The organism is Gardnerella sp. c10Ua_31, assembly GCF_055700915.1.
In genome coordinates, this window is sequence record NZ_JANUYG010000001.1 from 494,866 (window position 1) to 514,317 (window position 19,452).

9 protein-coding genes and 1 pseudogene are annotated in these 19,452 nt (G+C 45.0%); 1 reads left to right on the forward strand and 9 read right to left on the reverse strand.

The genetic code is table 11. From position 1 onward, the window contains the following. Window positions 1–254: 254 nt before the first annotated feature. The 6 genes and pseudogenes from NYP55_RS01990 to hpt form a co-directional block, all read right to left on the reverse strand. Window positions 255–6,048 (reverse strand): annotated as a pseudogene (locus NYP55_RS01990) (MiiA motif-containing surface protein). A gap of 258 nt (window positions 6,049–6,306) precedes the next feature. Continuing rightward, entirely contained in the window at window positions 6,307–7,362 is a 1,056-nt protein-coding gene (locus tag NYP55_RS01995; RefSeq protein ID WP_472781473.1) for a lipid II:glycine glycyltransferase FemX, read from the reverse strand. 212 nt (window positions 7,363–7,574) lie between these two features. Continuing rightward, on the reverse strand, window positions 7,575–9,251 hold the full coding sequence (gene ettA / locus NYP55_RS02000; RefSeq protein ID WP_004130043.1) for an energy-dependent translational throttle protein EttA: 1,677 nt from the start codon (window positions 9,249–9,251) through the stop codon (window positions 7,575–7,577). 104 nt (window positions 9,252–9,355) lie between these two features. Further along, on the reverse strand, window positions 9,356–9,865 hold the full coding sequence (locus tag NYP55_RS02005) for a DUF3180 domain-containing protein (RefSeq protein ID WP_016803229.1): 510 nt from the start codon (window positions 9,863–9,865) through the stop codon (window positions 9,356–9,358). Beyond that, the gene (gene ftsH / locus NYP55_RS02010; protein WP_472781474.1) at window positions 9,865–12,729 is read right to left on the reverse strand and encodes an ATP-dependent zinc metalloprotease FtsH; all 2,865 of its coding nucleotides are present in this window, start codon (window positions 12,727–12,729) and stop codon (window positions 9,865–9,867) included. The genes NYP55_RS02005 and ftsH overlap by 1 nt, the downstream gene beginning before the upstream one ends. Before the next feature lie 170 nt (window positions 12,730–12,899). Then, a complete protein-coding gene (gene hpt, locus NYP55_RS02015; RefSeq protein ID WP_472781475.1) occupies window positions 12,900–13,454 on the reverse strand; it encodes a hypoxanthine phosphoribosyltransferase in 555 nt (184 codons plus the stop codon). Window positions 13,455–13,523: 69 nt separating this feature from the next. Between hpt and tilS the strand changes: the two genes are divergently transcribed. Next, window positions 13,524–14,612: a tRNA lysidine(34) synthetase TilS gene (gene tilS / locus NYP55_RS02020; protein ID WP_472781476.1), complete on the forward strand. Its 1,089-nt coding sequence runs from the start codon at window positions 13,524–13,526 to the stop codon at window positions 14,610–14,612. Between the two features lie 374 nt (window positions 14,613–14,986). On the opposite strand, the gene NYP55_RS02025 is transcribed toward tilS, so the two are convergent. The 3 genes from NYP55_RS02025 to NYP55_RS02035 form a co-directional block, all read right to left on the reverse strand. Continuing rightward, entirely contained in the window at window positions 14,987–16,639 is a 1,653-nt protein-coding gene (locus NYP55_RS02025) for a D-alanyl-D-alanine carboxypeptidase/D-alanyl-D-alanine-endopeptidase (protein ID WP_472781523.1), read from the reverse strand. Between the two features lie 140 nt (window positions 16,640–16,779). Continuing rightward, window positions 16,780–18,432, reverse strand: a complete 1,653-nt coding sequence (locus tag NYP55_RS02030) for a hypothetical protein (RefSeq protein ID WP_472781477.1) — start codon at window positions 18,430–18,432, stop codon at window positions 16,780–16,782. A gap of 20 nt (window positions 18,433–18,452) precedes the next feature. Next, entirely contained in the window at window positions 18,453–19,334 is an 882-nt protein-coding gene (locus tag NYP55_RS02035) for an ABC transporter ATP-binding protein (RefSeq protein WP_472781478.1), read from the reverse strand. Window positions 19,335–19,452: the final 118 nt, after the last annotated feature.

Genomic DNA, 19,452 nt, shown 5'->3' on the forward strand with positions numbered 1-19,452 from the left:
AAGTAAGGAAAATCGCTCGCGCGGATTAGCCGCGCTCACGTCTTCGCAGCGCAGAAGCAGTGCTTCTGTCTTGAGCTGCTCAGCGCGCCAAATTGCCTTCGCGCGCTACGCTTTAAGCGCTCCGGCAGGTTGGCGCGCCTGCGAGGAGAGAAATACTCAAACCTCGCGCAATACCAAGTAAGAAAACCGCGCGCTACGCTTTGAGCGCTTATGTAGGTCGTCGCACGACGACCTACATAAGTAGCAACTAAGCATTAATCGCGATTAGCGTGCTTTGTGCGCATGCGACGAGTTACAAACGCTCCGCCAATTGCTGCAATCATAGTTGCCATCAATCCAGCAGTTGCAACGTTTGCGCCAGTCGCAGTGGATGCGCTTCCGCGAGAACGCATGCCCTTTATAACGCGGCTGCGAACAGCTGCACGCACTTTTGCGGCATTGGCTTGAGCGTCCGCAAGTGCCTTACGAGCAGCAGAAAGCTTCTTAGCCGCAGCATCAACCTGAGCCTGAGTTGCGTTAGGATCAGCAGCAACCTTCTTAGCCTCAGCCAAAGCAGCATCCAAAGCCGCCTGAGCCTTAGAAACTTTAGTATCCGCCTGCTTCACAGCAGGATTATTCTCAACAGCAGCGTTCACAGCAGCAGAACTTGCGCCATTAGCATTATTAGCGTTAGCGTTGGCAGCATTGGTGTTAGCAGCGTTACCTGCATTACCCGAGTTTACGCCAGCACCAGCGTTACCATTACCAGCATTTCCAGGCTGTGAATCAGACTCAGCACCCTGAATCTGAACATTCAACTCACCCTTATCCACAGTAGCAGGCGCATTATCATTCACACCATAACCAGCTTCAGAACCAGAACCAGGAGTTGGTTTCTTACCGTCAAGAGCCTCTTCAGCTGTCTTAAGCTTTGCAAGAGCATCATCAACAAGCTTCTGCTTTTCAGCTTGAGTCTTAGTTGTTACATCTTCCTCGCCTGCAGCAGCCTTCTTCGTACCAGTTAGCTTATCGATAAGATCCTTAGCATCTTGAAGAGCCTTATCAAACGCAGTCTTCTTTTCCGTCGTAGTAGAATACGTATACCTATCTGAGTTCTTAACGTTGCTATCCTTATCAATCTCATCTTGCAACGGCTTGGTATCAACACCATCAAGCGCCTTACGCGCATTTTCAAGCTTCTGAAGTGCGTCGTCTACCGCTTGTTGATCTTTAGCCTCTTGCTCGGGAGTGCGCGGAGTAGAGTCTAGATTCTTATCGTTTTCGTTATCTTCTTTAGCTTTCTTCAATGCCGCTTCCGCGTCAGAGAGTGCCTTGTCAAATGCTTCTTTCTTCTCCTTAGAAGCGGTCGTGTACAGAGGATCGCCAGGTGTAGCCGGCTTAGTGGAATCGTTAGGATCAGCTGGCGTTGGCTTAAGCTTAGAATCGTTATCTACTTCAGCCTGAAGTAAATCAGTGCTTACGCCCACACCCTTAACTTTGTCATCAATCGCCTGCATTGCCTTAAGAAGATCCTTATACAGCTCATTAACCTGATCCGCATCCTTAGGATCGCCATTAGCTTTGTCTAGCACGGCTCCAGCAGCAGTAGCAGCATCGTCAAACGCTTTCTTTTGCTCATTGCCTTCTTGCAGACCCTTATACTTGTCGCCCTTAGCGAACTTATCAGCGATCTCTTTCAGCTTTTCAAGACGAGCCATGGCAGTATCGGTTGCAGTAGCATTGGCAAGCGCGTCGTCGATGTCGTCAGAAGTTGTACCGTCAGCGTTCTTGTGATCAGAAGCATCAGTATCTTCAATAATCTTCTTGAAAGCTTCCTTCTGCGCATTGTTCAAATGATCAAGCGCAGCAATCTGCTTCTTAGCATCCTCTATCTTCTTAGCCTTCAAAGCGCGATTAGCAATAGCAGTTGGGTCGCCAATCTTCTTTGCATCATTGATGTCATCAATAGCCTTCTGCTTTTCAGCATCTGGAAGATCACTATCTTGAATGCGTTTCTTCTGATCTTCCTTTTCTTTATTAAGTACAGACTGATCATCGTATGTGTTCTGAGAAGTATCGCGCTTGCCTTTAGCATCTTCGATTGCCTTGTTTGCGTCATCAAACGAAGTTTTCACGCCATCAACAGCATTCTTGATGTCAGAAGGCTTTGTTGCACTGTTAACAGTGTTCTTGGCATCATCGATTGCCTTAGTGGCAGCTTCATACTTATCTTTAGCTTTTGCTTTCTGCTCATCATTCAACGCCTTGTATGCTGCATCAAGCTCTGCCTTCTTAGCATCAAGCTTCGCAATACCAGCATTCTTAGCATTTTCTTCGTTAATCGCGTTCTGGCGCTGAGCTGCAGCAAGAGCATTATTGATGCTTTCTGCAGTAGCGTCTTTTGCAGTTAAAGCCTTATCTAAATCGGTGAGCGTTTGATCCTTACCAGGAGTTCCACCGAGCAACTCATGCAAGGCTACATCATCAGCGTGAGAAGCCTCACCCTTCTTACTGTCATCAAAATTACCGTGATCAAGGAACGGAAGAGCACCCTTGGTGATGTCATTCTGCAACGCACCCTTAGCACCATCGATAGCCTTAGCCTTGTCAAGAATCTTCTTTACGGCTTCAGGTGTTGTTGCGCCTTGTGAATCTCCTGGCGTACTGTCACCATTAATCTCTTTCTTGAGAGCCTTTTTCTCTTCATCACTCAGATTACCGAGATTGCCAATTGCATCAGAAGCTTTCTTCTTGTCATCTTGAAGCTGTTGTTCTTGCTTCTTTTCGCGCTCCTTCTTATCCTTTTCTTTTTGCTCGTTTTCGCGCTTTTCCTTTTCTTCTTTTTCCTTCTTCTTAATGTCGTCAGGCTTTACATTATTCTTGCCAGCCTGCTCGTTGGCCTTCTTTAGAATGTCCTGGATTTTATCTTTGGTATCAGCCTGATCAATCTCATTCTTATACTGGGTCTTCTGATCATCAGTAAGCTTAGGATTACGATTAATAATCTCTTTTGCCTGCTCTTTAAGCTTCTTGAGGTCTTCAGCAGATGGGGTTGGGGTTTGATCCTTAGGCTTAGGAGTAAACAAATCAGCTTTCTTAATACAAATCAGTTCTTTCGCATTAGTGCTGGTAGTACCTGCTTTCCAGCCACGAACAACTAAATCTCCGGTCTTTGAATCAACAATTACACTCGTCACACCACCTGCTTGCTTATCCCCAGTGTAAATATTTAAGCCAGATGTTCCACTTGTAACAGGAGTTAAGCTATACGTGTTCGCATTGTTACCAGAAAGAACAACAGTCTTATTAGAATAAGCACCCTCAAGTGTTGACCATTTTGCATTGTCAGTCGTATAGTTCTTCTTCAAGAACTGCTCTACAACAATCTTCTTGTAGTCAGCATCATTTGGCTCACCCTCATGATCCAACGTCAACTTCTCAAAGTTGTACTTATACTCAACTGGCTTTGGCTTCTGATAATCAGAAATCTTCTTGATAAGCTCACGAAGATCTTTCTCATCAGTCATGCTATTAATTTTCTCGTCAGTAGCTCCGAGAGTATTTATAGCATCTTCTGTTAACTCTCCATCTTTCTTTCGCTGATCACGAATCTGCTTAGCAAGAGCCTTCAACTGATCAATGGTGTTGTCTTTATTGTTATTCTTCTTGATGTAAATATCTTCACTATTAATAAATAGCTGTTGGGTCATACTATGATCAGTATCATCATCATCTACAGGTGTAATATCATAATTAATTGTTATGTCTCCTCCCGAATGAGAAACCATTACATCTACAATATGGCCATTTCCACTACCATAAGGAGCCATTGATGGATCTTTTGCAGTTAAATTAGAACCCTCAATTGTGATAGTACTACTACTACCGTCGTCTTTTATTACAGGAACTGTACCGTTGTAATTCAACTCAACGAACTTCTTAAGAGCCTCTTGCCCTTCTGCTAACGTTGGAGAATCACCAGCAATGTTGACATGAGGAATTTTATATTTATATCCATCCTTATTATCTTCATCTTTTTGCGTCGTAGGATTCTGGGTACCAGTTCCATTTACCTTCTTCTTATAGAAGATGCCGATTGGATAAACCTTCTTCTCATATCCCTCAGCCGTAAAGGTCACGGTACCATCCGCAATACTAATCGTTGCAGATGTTATGGTCACAGATTTACTAGCATCGTTTGCATCTTTTGCAGTACGCTTCTTTAACTGGTCTTGAAGTGTTGTAATTAAACCTGGAGCAACAGTAGCATTCTTATCAAATGGATCAAATGTTACTTGGGTAGGAGAATCAGGCAAATCAACCGTGAACATCTTCTTTTCTTCAGCTGGCTTTGGAGTTGGCGGCTTTGGAGTTGGAGTTTGCTCGGCAGCCTTCTTCTTTAAGAATTGCCAAGAAGGAATCTCTGTTGTTGAACCGTCTGCCCAGGTAATAATGGCGTTCTTGAAACCATCATCAAAGCTTACAGGAGTTTTGCCTTCCTTCTTAGCTTTAGTATAAACATCCAAGTCAGCGTTTGCTTTATCGAAAGCATCGGTTACTTTCTTTTGCTCATCGGCATTTAATTTTGCAGGATCTGTAACCTCAATCGCATCTGGCACAACATACGGCGCCCAATCGGCGATTTTTGGCCCTTGGAACACCAAATCTTCAGCAGGGATTGTAATCTTTGAGCCATCTTGGTATTCAACACTTACATCACCGTTATCCGCAACCTTAAAATCGTAGCCACCAGTGCTGTCTTTCTTAATATGCTTCAAGAAATCGTTTGGATTTCCCTTACCATTAGCATCAATAATCGCTTGACGAATTTTAGTTTTTTCATAAGACGTGAGCTTCTTCAAATTCACTACAGGCGTGCGCTCAGGCATGACTGGCTTGTACTTATCTTTATCAGTCTCATCTTTTGTTACAAGCAAGCTAGCTGGCATAGTGCGAGTCGTCTTGTCTTTAAAGGTGATAGTAGCCACACCCTTTTCGGATACTTCTACTTTTTCTACCAAATCCGAGTAATACTTTGCATTTTTATTTGCATTTTCAATTTTTTCTTTAACAGCTGTCTGTTCGTCACCAGTGAGCTTTTTGGTATCCTTCACCTTAGTCACAGCTGGATAAGTAAGATTGAAATGGTCCGCAATCTTTGGCGTATTGTGCTTTTGACCAACCGCATAATGCCAATTACCTGCAAAGCGATACACACCAGCAGCAAATCGCAAAGGATTCTTATCACGATTCTTCCATGCAGTATCTTCCATCTCGGAAACGTAGGTCATGTCATACCAACGCCGACCAGCAGACTCCCAGTCTACGAAAATACCCTTAAGACCTTGAGTATCTTGCTTATAAATATTCCACTGCTTCTCTGTATCACCAGCATTGTCGTAAGTCTTGCTACCAGCTTTATCAGAAAGTCCAACAAGCCGCTTCCAACCTTTGCTTGCAATATTTTCCCCACTAAAGTAGAAGTTTGAAATATTATTCCATTCCTTAGGACTGTTAAAATGTTTGTCAGAAACAGCACCATAACCATTTGCGTCGGTTTGAACATATTGCGAAGAACCAGCAGGTTTAACCTGCTTATTGCCGTCTTTTGTTAACTTTTCTATACGCTTAAATTGTATATCTTGAGGATCCTTCAAACCAGCAGGAACGCCAAACCACCACATTGGGCGGAATCGCCAGTCATCTGCTGTAGCATTGTTGTTGCAATTAGAAAGATAATGAACGCGAACAAATTTACCAAGAGGATCTATGCCTGTGGTTCCGCCAGCTTTGGCATGCTCAAAGGTATCGTAATACTCAACGTCAATGTTGAAATGAGCCTCGGCATATTTTGCGTCCGTTTTAAAACCGTAATAAATGTTGTTGCCAGTGCCGTCTACATAACCGTCAGCATAGGCAGGCGAGGAAACGAATACCCCCCCCCCCTAGAACCATTGCGCCAGCTAGCATTGCAGCGCAAACACTCTTTGAAAGAACTGGCTGAGAATCAGCCCCAACACCAGAATAAACGCCAGAATAGTGCTTAACTACACGAATCTTCTTAGACATACTCTTACTCCATTATCTTACTCTTTGGATTAATGCGCCAACCCGACCGCAAAATCCACACAACTATGCAAGGCATATTTTACTAATTGTTTTATACAATTTAAGATTAATTCGTATGATGAATTTTGTGCGATTAACGCACTTTGTACCAAATTTGACCTAAAACACGTACAAAAAGCGGAAAGACTCGCACGGAAAACAAAAGCGACTAGCCACAAAACATGCAACTAGTCGCAAAAGCGCTATTAGAGCTAAATATTACTCCGACTTAGCGGATGCGCTCTCCGCATCAGCTTTAGCTTCTGGCAAATCATCCCACCTGCCAACAAACTTCTTGTAAGCGTCTTGGTCAACAACAACGTCTAACTCGCCAATCCAAGTAAACGGATCATTCGCTCTGCAAAAACCGTTCTTAAAGAAGTAAAGGCCTTCATCCATGCTAAGCGAGTAAGTTCCGCCCATGTTGAACCACTTTAAGCCAAGTTCCTTAGTGCGCAAAATCAAATTCCAAATACACGTATAGCCTGGAGCAACCTTTCCATGCATGGTCTGCGTTGCGCCGTAAATGTACCACAAAGTGTCTTTGTAAGGGAACGAAAGCATGCTTGCAACTGGCTCACCCTCGTACTCGCAAGTGCAAATCTCAATCTGCGGGAACGCAGCAAGCAAGCGCTCAAAGTATTCAAATGGCCTATATTTAATGCCATGCCTGTTTGCCATAATCTTTGTAAGCTCGTAGAAGGTTTGCAAGTCTTCTTCCGACCTACTCCAGCGAGTTACAACACCAGCCTTAATGCCAGCACGAATATGCCTTCTTGTAAGCGTGCTAAAACCAGCCATAAGCTCTTCTTCGGTTTTGCCCTCAACCTTAAGCATAATCTCGTGAAGCGGGTTGGAATAAGACTTAGGGTGGAATCCCTGGCCTCTAAACGTGTAGCCAGCAGCCCTGTACTTTTCTATAAGAGCCTCGTCAGTTTGAACGCAAGGGTCCATTCTAAGCAAAAACGCGTTGTACTTTTCAAAAAGTGGCTTTGCTTCGTTGATTAGCTTTTTAGTGGTTTCAACGTCGTAAAAGTCGCAAACTGGGCCTCTAGGAGCGTAAAACAGCGTTTTATCATCTACAGCCTTAATGCCAAGAATAGACACTGCAGCAGTAATCTTGCCGTTTTCTTCCAGATAAACGTATTCGCTAGACCAGTTGTTTTTAACCTTTGCCCATGCCATGTCTTGCATTGCATTAGTGTACGGAGAATTTTTTACAAAGTCCTCGTATTCTTTAACTTTAGCAGAATCATTTTTATCTAGTATTGGCATTTGCACTCCTTTTTTAGCTCAATACACGATTTTAGCGCGACTACCGTTTAAGATATTTGCTTTAGCGTTTTACAAGGCGATTTGCCGCCAACAGATTGTGTCTTGCTGCTAAAAGCTTGCGATTTGCGACCAGCAACTTACGATTAGCGACTTGCCACCAACAGCTTGCGATTAGCTGCCAGCCGCCAGCCGCAGCAACACACAACTTGCGATTAGCGCGTAAGCTTTCTGTGCAAGCGATGCGGACGAGCAGCTTCCTCACCAAGGCGCGCAATCTTGTTTTCCTCGTACGCCTGGAAGTTGCCTTCAAACCAGTACCAATTTGCAGGATTCTCGTCTGTGCCCTCCCAAGCAAGAATATGCGTTGCAACGCGGTCTAAGAACCAGCGATCGTGCGAAACAACCACAGCGCATCCTGGGAAGTCAAGCAAAGCGTTCTCTAAGCTTTCCAAGGTCTCAACATCTAAGTCGTTAGTAGGCTCATCAAGCAGCAGCAAGTTGCCGCCCTGCTTAAGAGTCAAAGCCAAATTCAAGCGGTTACGCTCGCCGCCAGAAAGCACTCCCGTAAGCTTTTGCTGATCCGAACCCTTAAAACCAAAGCTTGCAACGTATGCGCGAGTAGGAATCTCAACGCCTGCAACCTCAATAAAATCAAGGCCTCCCGAAACAGCTTCCCACAAATTCTTATTTGGGTCCAAGCCTGCGCGATTCTGATCTACGTACGAAATCTTTACAGTGTCTCCAACAGTAAGCTCGCCGCCAGAAAGTGGCTCCAAGCCCACAATCGTCTTGAAAAGCGTAGACTTACCAACGCCATTCGGACCAATCACGCCAACAATGCCGTTACGAGGCAACGTAAACGACAAATCGTCGATTAGCACGCGATCGCCAAAAGCCTTGTGAATATGCTTCGCTTCCAAAACTTGCGATCCCAAGCGCGGACCTGCTGGAATTTGAATCTCCGAAAAATCAAGCTTCTTGGAATTGCGTGCCTCTTGCTCCATTTGGTCGTAACGCTCCAAACGAGCCTTATTCTTGGCCTGGCGAGCCTTTGGCGAGCTACGCACCCAGTCAAGCTCATTCTTCAAGCGCTTAGCAAGCTTTGCGTCCTTAGCGCCCTGGATCTCCATACGCTTGGCCTTAGTTTCCAAGTAAGTAGTGTAATTGCCCTTGTATGGGTAAAGCTGGCCGCGATCCACCTCGCAAATCCACTCTGCAACGTTATCCATAAAGTAGCGATCGTGAGTTACAGCAATAACAGCGCCTTCGTACTTGTGCAAGAACTGTTCCAGCCAAAGAATTGACTCCGCATCCAAGTGGTTTGTAGGCTCATCAAGCAGCAGCAAATCTGGAGCTTCAAGCAAAAGCTTGCACAATGCCACGCGTCGCCTTTCTCCACCCGAGCACACAGAAACAGGCGAATCTGGGTCTGGGCATTGCAAAGCGTCCATTGCCTGCTCAAGCTGAGAATCCAAATCCCAACCGTTAGCCGCATCAATCTCCGTTTGCAGCTTGCCCATTTCTTCCATCAATGCATCAAAGTCGGCATCTGGATTTGCCATCTCTTCGCCGATTTTGTTGAATCGATCAACCTTTTGAGCAATCTCACCAAAAGCCATCTTAATGTTTTCGCCAACGGTTTTAGTCTCATCCAGCGGCGGCTCCTGCTGCAAAATGCCAACGGTGTAGCCTGGAGTAATCGAAGCTTCGCCGTTAGAAACATTTTCCAATCCAGCCATAATCTTTAGCAACGTTGATTTACCCATGCCGTTAGGTCCAACAACGCCAATTTTTGCGCCCGGCAAGAAGCTTAAGGTAACGTCGTCTAGAATTACGCGATCTCCGTAAGACTTGCGTGCCTTAATCATTTGGTAAATAAATTCAGCCAAAGTAATACCTTTCTTAAAATTGTTAAACCGCTATTTTAGTTGCTATTAGTTGCCGTTAGTTGCCGTTAGTTGCCATTTTCTACATTAATCGCAGCTAACCTCCATTAAACCGCCGCCGCTTTCTGCGCTCGATCCGAAGAATCGCCAGCAGCATCCGCTCCATCTTCTGGAGGAATCTGACACATCCATTCGCCAACAATGCCAATAATCATATCTATAATGCACACGATTCCAGCAATAACACATTCGCGAATAATGTTGGAATAAAGCGGAATATCCGCATGCGGCCAGCAAACAAAAATCTGACCTGCATACCAGCCCGTTAAAATAGCACCAGCCATTCCAAGCGATTTTGCAAGCATTAACGCCGAAACAGCCATTTGCATGTTAAAAGGCTTGCGCTCTTTTGGCTTAGAAGTAGCGTATTGATGCGTTTGCCAAGCAAGAACAAACGTGACTATTCCGCCGATTATCATAACAGCCAAAACAATCCACGGAGCTCCCGAAAGCGATATTGCGCTAGATTCTGTAATCGACACCAAAAACGCGCCGAATACGAATCCAAACAATAGTCCAAGCGCAAAATACCACCAAGGCGTACGGTAAGCTTTCATCAGCACTCCCCAATAATCCAGCGCTCAGAATAAACGCCAACTTGCGAAGCATCTTGCAAAAGTGCAAGTTTGTAAGAGACTGGCTCGCCATCAATTGCAGCGTCTGGCTCAACTTGCATCCACGGCTCCAATTGCGCGGCGCTTAAGTGCAAAGGATTGCTTGAATCCATTGACTTTGTAGACGCGCTGTCTAAGCCGTATTCCCTGATTCCAACAACGTTTAAGCGCAAATCTAAAGAGCTGGCAGAATCGACAGAATCTCCAGAATCGCCATCAATTTGATCGCGTTGCATTTGCTCGATTCTTTGCGCAAATTCCTGATTACTCATTGTTGTAGACGCCACTACAACCGCGCAAAAATCTTCACCGTTTGCATTGCTTGCCTGGTAAAGCGCCGAAACGCCTTTGACTTGAGTTACGCTATGCGAATCTTTATGCTCAAGTCCGCTTAACACGTTTAGCATTGCGCGCATTGTTGAATCGCTCTTTTTGCCTTGCATAGAAACCACTGCGGTTGTTTGCATTGGGCTATTTAGGGCATTTGTAGTATTTGCGATATTTGAGACATAGGAAGACTCGTGCGATTCTTGCGACTCGCCAGTTGCTTGCACTTCTGCGGTTGCTTGCGACTTTTGCGCTTCAGCATCCGCTGCAGCACCAGCCTTAGAAGCATTAGAATCCGAATCCTTATCGCCCTTCTCTAAACTCGCACCTGCAACATTCCTCTTTAAGCTTTCTGGAATCTCTACAGGCGGGAGCGGCGAATCTGGGCGATCCGCATTAGAAAGCCACAAATCGCGCTCTGGCGCCTTACGAATCTTAGAGAAGATTTGCTCAAGTTCCTTCTCGTTAAGAGTCTCCTTAACAAGAAGCTTGCTAACAAGCTCATCCAAAATATCGCGATTATTGTTAATAATCTGCCAAGCCTCGGTATGAGCCGTTTCAATAAGCTTATGAACTTCTTCGTCAATCACTTCCGCAGTCTTATTAGAGAACTTACGCGATTGCAAAGAATCCAAAGAACCAGAAGAATCTTGATCTGCATCCATCCACTTTACAGCGCCAAGCTTAGACGAGAAGCCATATTCAACAACCATCTTGCGAGCGATTGCTGTAGCCTTTTCAATGTCGTTAGAAGCGCCAGTAGTTGGATCGTGGAACACAACCTCTTCCGCAGTACGGCCGCCCATAGCATACGCCATTTGATCTAGCAGCTGGTTTCGAGACTGAGAATAGCGGTCGCTAGTTGGCATAACCGCCGTGTATCCAAGAGCGCGGCCGCGAGGCAAAATCGTAACCTTAGTAACAGGATCCGTGTGATGCAAGGCCGCAGCAACAAGCGCGTGGCCACCTTCGTGATAAGCCGTGTTACGCAACTCATCCAAAGCCATGCCCTTAGACTTCTTTCTAGGACCAGCCTGAACGCGGTCAATCGCCTCATCAATAGCGCGATTGTCAATAAGCTGAGCACCAGAACGAGCGCAAAGCAAAGCCGCCTCATTAAGCACATTAGCCAAATCCGCGCCCGTAAATCCAGGAGTTCTAACAGCAACCATATGAAGATCTACGTCTGGAACAAAAGGCTTGCCTTTAGCGTGAACCTTAAGAATCGCCTCTCGGCCTTCCAAATCTGGAGCTTCCACAGCCACTTGGCGATCAAATCGGCCTGGTCGCAAAAGCGCAGAATCAAGCACATCTGGTCGGTTTGTAGCGGCAATAATAATCAAATTAGTGTCGTTATCGAAGCCGTCCATCTCTACAAGCAGCTGATTAAGAGTTTGCTCGCGCTCATCGTGGCCGCCAGTCATGCCACTTCCGCGGCGGCGTCCAACAGCGTCAATCTCGTCAATAAAGATGATTGCTGGAGCGTTCTTCTTAGCTTCATCAAACAGCTCACGCACGCGAGACGCGCCAAGACCAACGAACATCTCAACAAAGTCCGATCCAGCCATTGCGTAGAACGGAACGCCAGCTTCGCCTGCAATAGCACGCGCAAGAAGAGTTTTACCAGTTCCTGGAGGGCCGTAAAGCAGCACTCCACGCGGAATGCGCGCACCCAAAGCCTTGTAGCGAGAAGGATCTTTAAGGAATTCCTTAATCTCCTCAACTTCTTCTACAGCAGACTGCTCGCCTGCAACATCCGCAAACTTAGTTTTAGGAGTCTGACCTTCCAAAAGCTTTCCACGGCCGCGGCCGCCACCCATGCCAAGCATTCCGCCGCCTGCGCTTGCCATTCTGCCAAACATGAACCAAACAAGTCCAAGCAGAATCAAAATCGGCAGCATAGACGTAATCAAGTACGAGAAAAAGCTAGAAGTTTGTATGCTAACAGTCCAACCGTTTGCTGGCTTAGCCTTTTGAATCTTTTGCACAACTGTCTTGCTTTGAGCAATCGTGTAGTAGAACTGAACGTCTTTTCCGTAATCGTGCTTTTGCTTATCTCGCTTATCTAACTTAACGTACTTATTGTTTAGAGTAAGCTTAACAAGCTGCTTATTGTCTATAACCTCAACGTAATTTGCACTACGATTATCGAGCAACTCTAATCCGTCTTGAGTGTCGATTGTTTGCGAACCATTATGCACAAACAATTGGAATGCAGCTACAGAAAGCAAAACTAAAATAACAATCCAAGTCCAAGGCGACTTAAAGAATTTACGATTGGAATCGGAATTATTGCCATCCTTTGGATTGGCGTTATTCTTATTGCCGTTATTCTTATTGCCGTTATTGTTCTTATTCTTGTTCTTATTTGAATTGTTTCCAAAATTAGGAGGCAAGAACGGATTGTTGCCGTTTCCTCCCATAGGACTTTTCATAGGTCCACCCATAGGTCCGCGAGGCGACATTGGAGAAGCGCCCATACAATCAGACTCCTTTCAGGATTCTAACTAACAACACTCGACTAAACACGTAATCACTAATCGCAAGCAATCAAAGAGTAGCTGCTGCAATCGCTGTAATTAATCGCTAAATAAATAGCATGTAATCAATCAAGATTACTCAATTGCAACCATCTAATCAAGACCGTTAATCAAGACTCATACACAGAAGGCTTAAGAACCGCAATAGAATTAAGATTCCTGTACTTTTCGTCGTAGTCCATGCCAAAACCGACCACAAACGCGTCTGGAATCTCAAAACCAGTGTACGCAATATCTACTTCCACTTCTCGGCGAGCTGGCTTTGTTAAAAGCGCAAACACCTTTACACTTGCAGCTCCCCTGCCCTTAAGCTCCCTAACAAGCCAGTCCAGAGTCTTGCCCGAATCAACCATATCTTCCACAATCAGCACATCTCGACCGCGAACATCTGTAGTTAAGTCCTCGCGAACCGTAATCTGGCCGCTGGTCTTAGTGCCACTGCCGTAGCTAGAAAGACTCATAAAGTCCATCGGCGCGTTAAGACTAAGCTCCTGCGAGAAAACAGCAAGCGTGTTTACAGCGCCTTTAAGCACTGCAACAAGCAAAATATCGCGGTTTTGGTAGTCTTTGCTAACTTGAGCGGCAACCTCGCGAATGCGCTTCATAAGCTCTTCGTGGCTGATTAATTCGTAATCAATATCATCTCTTATATCTGCAACTTGCATGCTAACTATGATTGCATAAGAGAATGACGGACATGTTACAACTTACACATTAGGATTTAGACTATAAGCATGGTGTACTCATCTTGTTGGCGCAAAGGAATCGGCCAAGTAAAACGTTGCTTTAATAACATAGGGTTAAACGTGCAAGACCCGCAATTCTTGCAACACGGCGAACACGCAACTTTACCATCCGCTCCTATTGTGTTGGTCGCATGCTCAGGCGGTCGCGATTCACTTGCGCTAACGGCGCTTGCATCAAAAGTGTGCGCAAGCAGAGGGATTCAATGCGCTGCAATAATCGTAAATCATAATCTTCAAAAAAACTCCAGCAAAGTGGCGCTTAATGCTGCTAAAACTGTTGCAAAACTTGGAGTAGACGAGTCGCTTGTATTTATTAAATCTGTGCAAGTTAAAGATAACGAAGAGGGAGAAGAAAGCGCAGCTAGGGATGCTAGATACGCTGCGATTATTGAAGTTGCAAAAGACTTGCGCGCGTCGGCGGTTCTTTTAGCACACACAGCAAACGACCAAGCAGAAACGGTTTTAATGGGATTGCGCGATTCTGCTGGCTTGGAGGCCGTGGCTGGAATGAAAGACGTTACAGTTAGAGAGAATGTGCTATTTGCGCGGCCGCTGATTAATCTTACGCGACTTGAAACCACGCAGATTTGCAAGGATTTGGGCGTTGAATGGTGGGACGATCCAACAAACGGCGATTCATCGCCAATCGATGTTGAGCTGCCAAAATCCTACCCGCTGCGCTCTAGAATCAGGCATACCCTTATGCCGTATATTTCGCGATTTTTTGCGTCAGACATGACTTTGCTGCTTGCAAAGGGAGCAAAATTTGCTCAAGACGACCTAGACTACATAAACTCGCAAGTAAATCTTGTAGAAAAAGAGGCGATTGTAAAAGAGGATTGCAAAGTCAAAATCAAACTTGCGACTCTAGAAAATAGCCATATCTCGATTAGGCGGAGAATCATAGCTCGCGCGCTAAGTGCTGCTGGAATACGCTTTTCGTCAAATCATATAGAATCAATCGACGAGTTAATAACAAACTGGCATGGTCAAAAGCCGATTGCGCTTCCAGGAGGATATTCAGCAAGCAGAAAATCGCAGACTATAACGATTTGCGCACGCTTTGAACGCGCTTGAAGGCAGGTCGTCGCGCGCGCGATATTTCCGCTTTTTGTACGTGATTTAGGTCAAAAATGGTACAAAATGCGGAAGTTTTTCCGCCAAGTGAAGTAGAGATTCGAGATTTTTCGCACTGAATGAGATGAACCTCAGCATGAAATGGTGATTCATCGAATGAAGAAGAAAAATCGAAAATCTCGGCGATGAAAGATACGCAATTGTTCTAGATATTCAGAAGGTTTGATGTATTTCTCTACGAGCAATAAATAGCGCCATCCTAAAACCTAAAACCTTAGAATATTAACGTTCATAAACTATCCGTAAAAGTGCGCGTCACTTGCGAGGAGAGAAATACTCAAACCTCGCGCAACAACAAGCAAAGACGCGAGCAACTAAAGATTAGTCAGCTCCGCCATCATCTTATTAACGCCAACATAAGTGTAGTTAACGTCTCCAGGAGGATTAACAACAACCGCAAAGGTTAGCGCTCCTCCCGACTTTCTAGAAACGTTGCCAACCATAGACGAAACATCACCCAAAAATCCAGTTTTAACACGCATCAATCCAGCGGCCGACTTATCAACAAGACGCTTTCTAGCAGAAGTACACCAAACGCCTGGCAAAGCCAAGCCTTCTGCCGCTGCCGCACCAAGCCCCGCCTTAAGATTTTGCGCTTGAACTTGAATCAAAGTAACCGCGCGAACAGCGGATTTAGGAGAAAGTCCCGAGCAATCCGACATGTGCAATCCGTTTATATCAATACCTAAATCGCGCAAAACATCTTGCACAGCCAAAGTTGCACCCTTTGGAGAATTTGACTTACGCATAGCTAGCGCAGTTAAACGCCCAAACTCTTCTGCAAGGGAATTGTCGGAATGCCTAAGCATATACGCCATTATCTCGCTTAGCGGAGCAGAACAAACGCGCGCAATCTGGCTAAAATCGGCGGAAATAAGCGATTTTTTGTAGCTAACATGCATGGAGTCTGCGCCAGAAATTTTAGCCGCCTTAGTGATTTTTGCAGAATCACCCTTCCATTCGCGAACGTCAATTCCAGACTTTTGCAGCAAATTTGCAAAAATCAAACCCGTACTAACCGCAGGATGCCTGTCTAAAAGCGGATAATCGTCGGTATCGTCCGCGTCGTTTCCGTACGAAACCCACGCCGCAAAATCGCGATTGCGCCCCTCATCTACCGCAACAGACGAAGTTGGAGCGTAGAATCTACCTTCTTCGTCGTTCTCGTTAATAAGATCAGGATACCTTTTTGCGCCAAACAGCGAATCGTCAACAGCAAACTGAACAATCTTAACGCCCCGCTTTTTAAGAGCTGCAGCCGTTTTATTTGCAAGAGTTTCTAAACCTGCTCTACCGTTTACGTGATTCGGGTCGCTTTGCCCAGCCCCAAGCAGCATGTCTCCGCCGCCGCGCAAAACAATTCGCGCAGCACTCCCACTCTCGTCGCAGCTTGCATAGACCAGCGTGTCTAGCGTTGAAGCCATGTCTAAAGTATGCGAGGCCGCTAGTGCTGTAAGCGTTTTCATTGTAGACGCTGGTTGCAAAGCAAGATCTTCGTTTTTTGCAGCAATAATCTTCCCGTTTGCATCCGCTATAACAGCCGCCGCATTTGGCCCAAGCGCGGGATTTTCAAGGAATGTTTGCAAAACCTTTTCCGCAGCATCTTTGTCAACTGTCTTGTTTTTATCTAATTGCTTTATTAAAGACGCGTAATGCGCTATTTTCTTAGGTTTTGGACTGCTTAGCTCTTGCAAAGATTTATTGTTTTTAATTGCCATTCGCGACTGAATAAAATCGCGATTTTGCAAAAGATCTTTGCTATCAAACAGGATGTATCCGCACATTAGTGATAGAACGCTTGCAGCTGCGATTAAGCACACAACAGCGCGATTACGTGACTTTGGCGGCTTTTGCGCGCCTAAGCTAGACGTAAATCCAGCTTTTTCTCTTGATTCTTTAGACGTAAAAGCATCTTCTGGAATCTCGATTATATTATCTGGATTCTTAACGTTTTCATCGTCTTGCATGTGCACGCCGCCTGTTTTACCGATTAATTGCAACTCTGTATAACTATACAAGCCGCGCAGACTATATAAGAACTACATAAAGCCTACATAAGCTATACGCTTGCACACATAAATCGCAGCTCTTACGTGCGCATTAATACTCAAGCAGTAATCGAGGCAAATCTGCGCAAGTTTTCTACAATGCGAATCATGCGCTTATCCATTACTTTGCCGCCAATAATTACGCCAACAGCCAGCACAATTGCTCCGTTCACTACGAACAGAATGCATGCAATCCACAGCAGTTGCGGCGCAAGAATAATAAACGCAATCACAGCCGCAACCGAAGGAATCATGCAAACTACAGAAAGAAGCATAAAGCCGATAGCTGCAAAACTTCGCCCGCCAGCACTTCCTTGCGGCCTAGAGAATGGCTTTTCGATTGACGATACAGGGTACATTGCAATGCACGAAGAAATTAAGCCAATGCCTATGGTAGCAAAAGCTACTCCGATTGGAGAAAGAGTTTGGAACATAACTGCATTCATATTTTGCTGGACATTTGCTACAAAGAAAAGGAAAGCGTAAACCCCTATTCCAAGAATTGCAAAGTACACAGCGCAAATCACGGACCAAACTATTGCGTGCGCTAAACGATCGTGCAAACCTTTTACGCCAATAATCGCATGCATAGTAAAAGCTGTTCCATCGTATGCAATATTGTTTCCAACAACCATTCCCATAAGCGTCGCAGCATATATCATCCATCCAGAAACGCCTATGTCCTGTGCTATAGAACCAAATCCTTTAGCGTTAAAACTAGTTCCTCCTGCAACTACCAGCATAAAAAGCGGCGCAATAAGCAAAAATAGTTGACGCATATCTCTTCTCATAACGCTAATAATTCGCGCAATAATCGCACCAACTGTGTTGTCTGGAACTGCTGCAAACAAGCCGATTCCCTTAGTTTTAACAACTGTTTTTTGCTCACCACGAAGCAACTTCGGCTCTAATTTTGCACAAAATACAGAGATTGCAAAGCAAGCAGCAATCGTTACAACGCAAATAAGGAAGCGAATAACAAGTGCAAGCCAATTGCCATTAATGGCGTCAAGAGGCAAAGCCATAGACGCACTTAACGGCGTAAAAGCGGAAACAGCGCAGAAACTTGAGCCAAGCACAATTCCGCTTGGATTTTTGTTACCAATATTCACAGTGGCAACAAAAATCATGTACGCTACGAAAATAGCAAAGTAAAAAATGTTTCTTGAATGCTTGTTTATTAAAATAGTATCCAAAAGCTCAATAAGCATTTTGCTTAAAGACACGATTGTTGCAACATAAAGCGGAGCCGCGATTACGCTTACTAAAACTGGCACAATTCCAAAGTTTCGGTACGCTAAAGACCACAAAGCAAGCGCGATTGTGCAGCTTACTGAAAGCGCTCCAAAAAGAGAGCCAAGAAGCATGCCAGCTTGCTGCTTTACGTAAGGAATGCCGTAAAGCGCAAAACTACGCGATTTTAGTGTTGTGTCGCTGCCAAACATAAACACGTTTATAAACAGCGTAAAAATTGACACAATCGACGCAACCATTATTGGAGCCAATTGGAATTCCTGCCAATTTTTAGTATCTGCAAGCATTCCTGGATTAAGATACTTTCCTGCTTCCCAGCCTGCAAAACCAAGAGCGCATATAATCGCGAGTCCAAAAACAATTGATATACCAAAGCCGATTTTTTGCCAAATTGACTTTCGCATAACAGAAAAAGTAAGCGCCCAGCGAAGGCGAACCATTGTAAAAATCATAGACATGATTACTTACCGCCTTTCGCTCACGCGTTGTGGTTGCTTGCGATTGGCGTTGCGTTATAAGACTCGCCGCCGTTAAGCCAATCAATGCGCGCAGCAGAATGACGTCCACCAACAAGCTCCATAAAGCGATCTTCAAGATCTTTGCCTTGAGCAACTTCTTCAAGCGTGCCAGAAGCTGCAACGTGGCCTTCGTTAATAATCGCCACGTGCGAGCACATTTTTTCAACTAATTCCATAACGTGCGAAGAAATAATCACCGTGCCGCCAGTAGAAACATACTCGGCGAGAATATCCTTCAAATTTGCGCTAGAAACAGGGTCCACTGCCTCAAAAGGCTCGTCCAACACAAGCACGCGCGGGCTGTGAATCATTGCTGTTGCAAGGCAAATCTTCTTAGTCATACCAGTTGAATAGTCAGAAACCATAGTGTTTGCAGCTTCTGTTAAGTCGAAAGCAGAAAGCAAGTCGTTTGCGCGCTTTACGGATTCTGCGCGACTCATATCGCGAAGCATGCCAGCGTATGTTAAAAGCTGAAGGCCAGTAATCGTCTTAAAAATCTCGTCTGCTTGAGGCATTAAACCGATTGCGCGCTTAGCGCTATTTACGTCACTCCAAACATCGTTGCCAAAAATCGAAGCCGAGCCAGCATCTGGCATAAGCAAGCCCGTAAGCATCTTAATCGTAGTGGTTTTGCCAGCACCATTAGGGCCGACCAATCCGTAGAAAGAGCCTGCTGGAATATCTAGCGAAAGATTATCTACAGCAACTTTCTTGCCAAAAGTCTTAACAAATCCGCGAATAGAAACCGCAGGAACTTCTGCACTACTATCACTCGAATAAGTGTTTACGCCAAAAACTGGAACACTGCCAGACACATTTGCAGAAGGAACAGAATCCACCATATAAACCTCGCAACATACAGATAAACGCACGTATTGCGCCACATTAATTGCGCAATCGCACGTTTACACCAAGGATTCTATTATCTCATATCTTGCGTATAAACACACTACGAGGCAG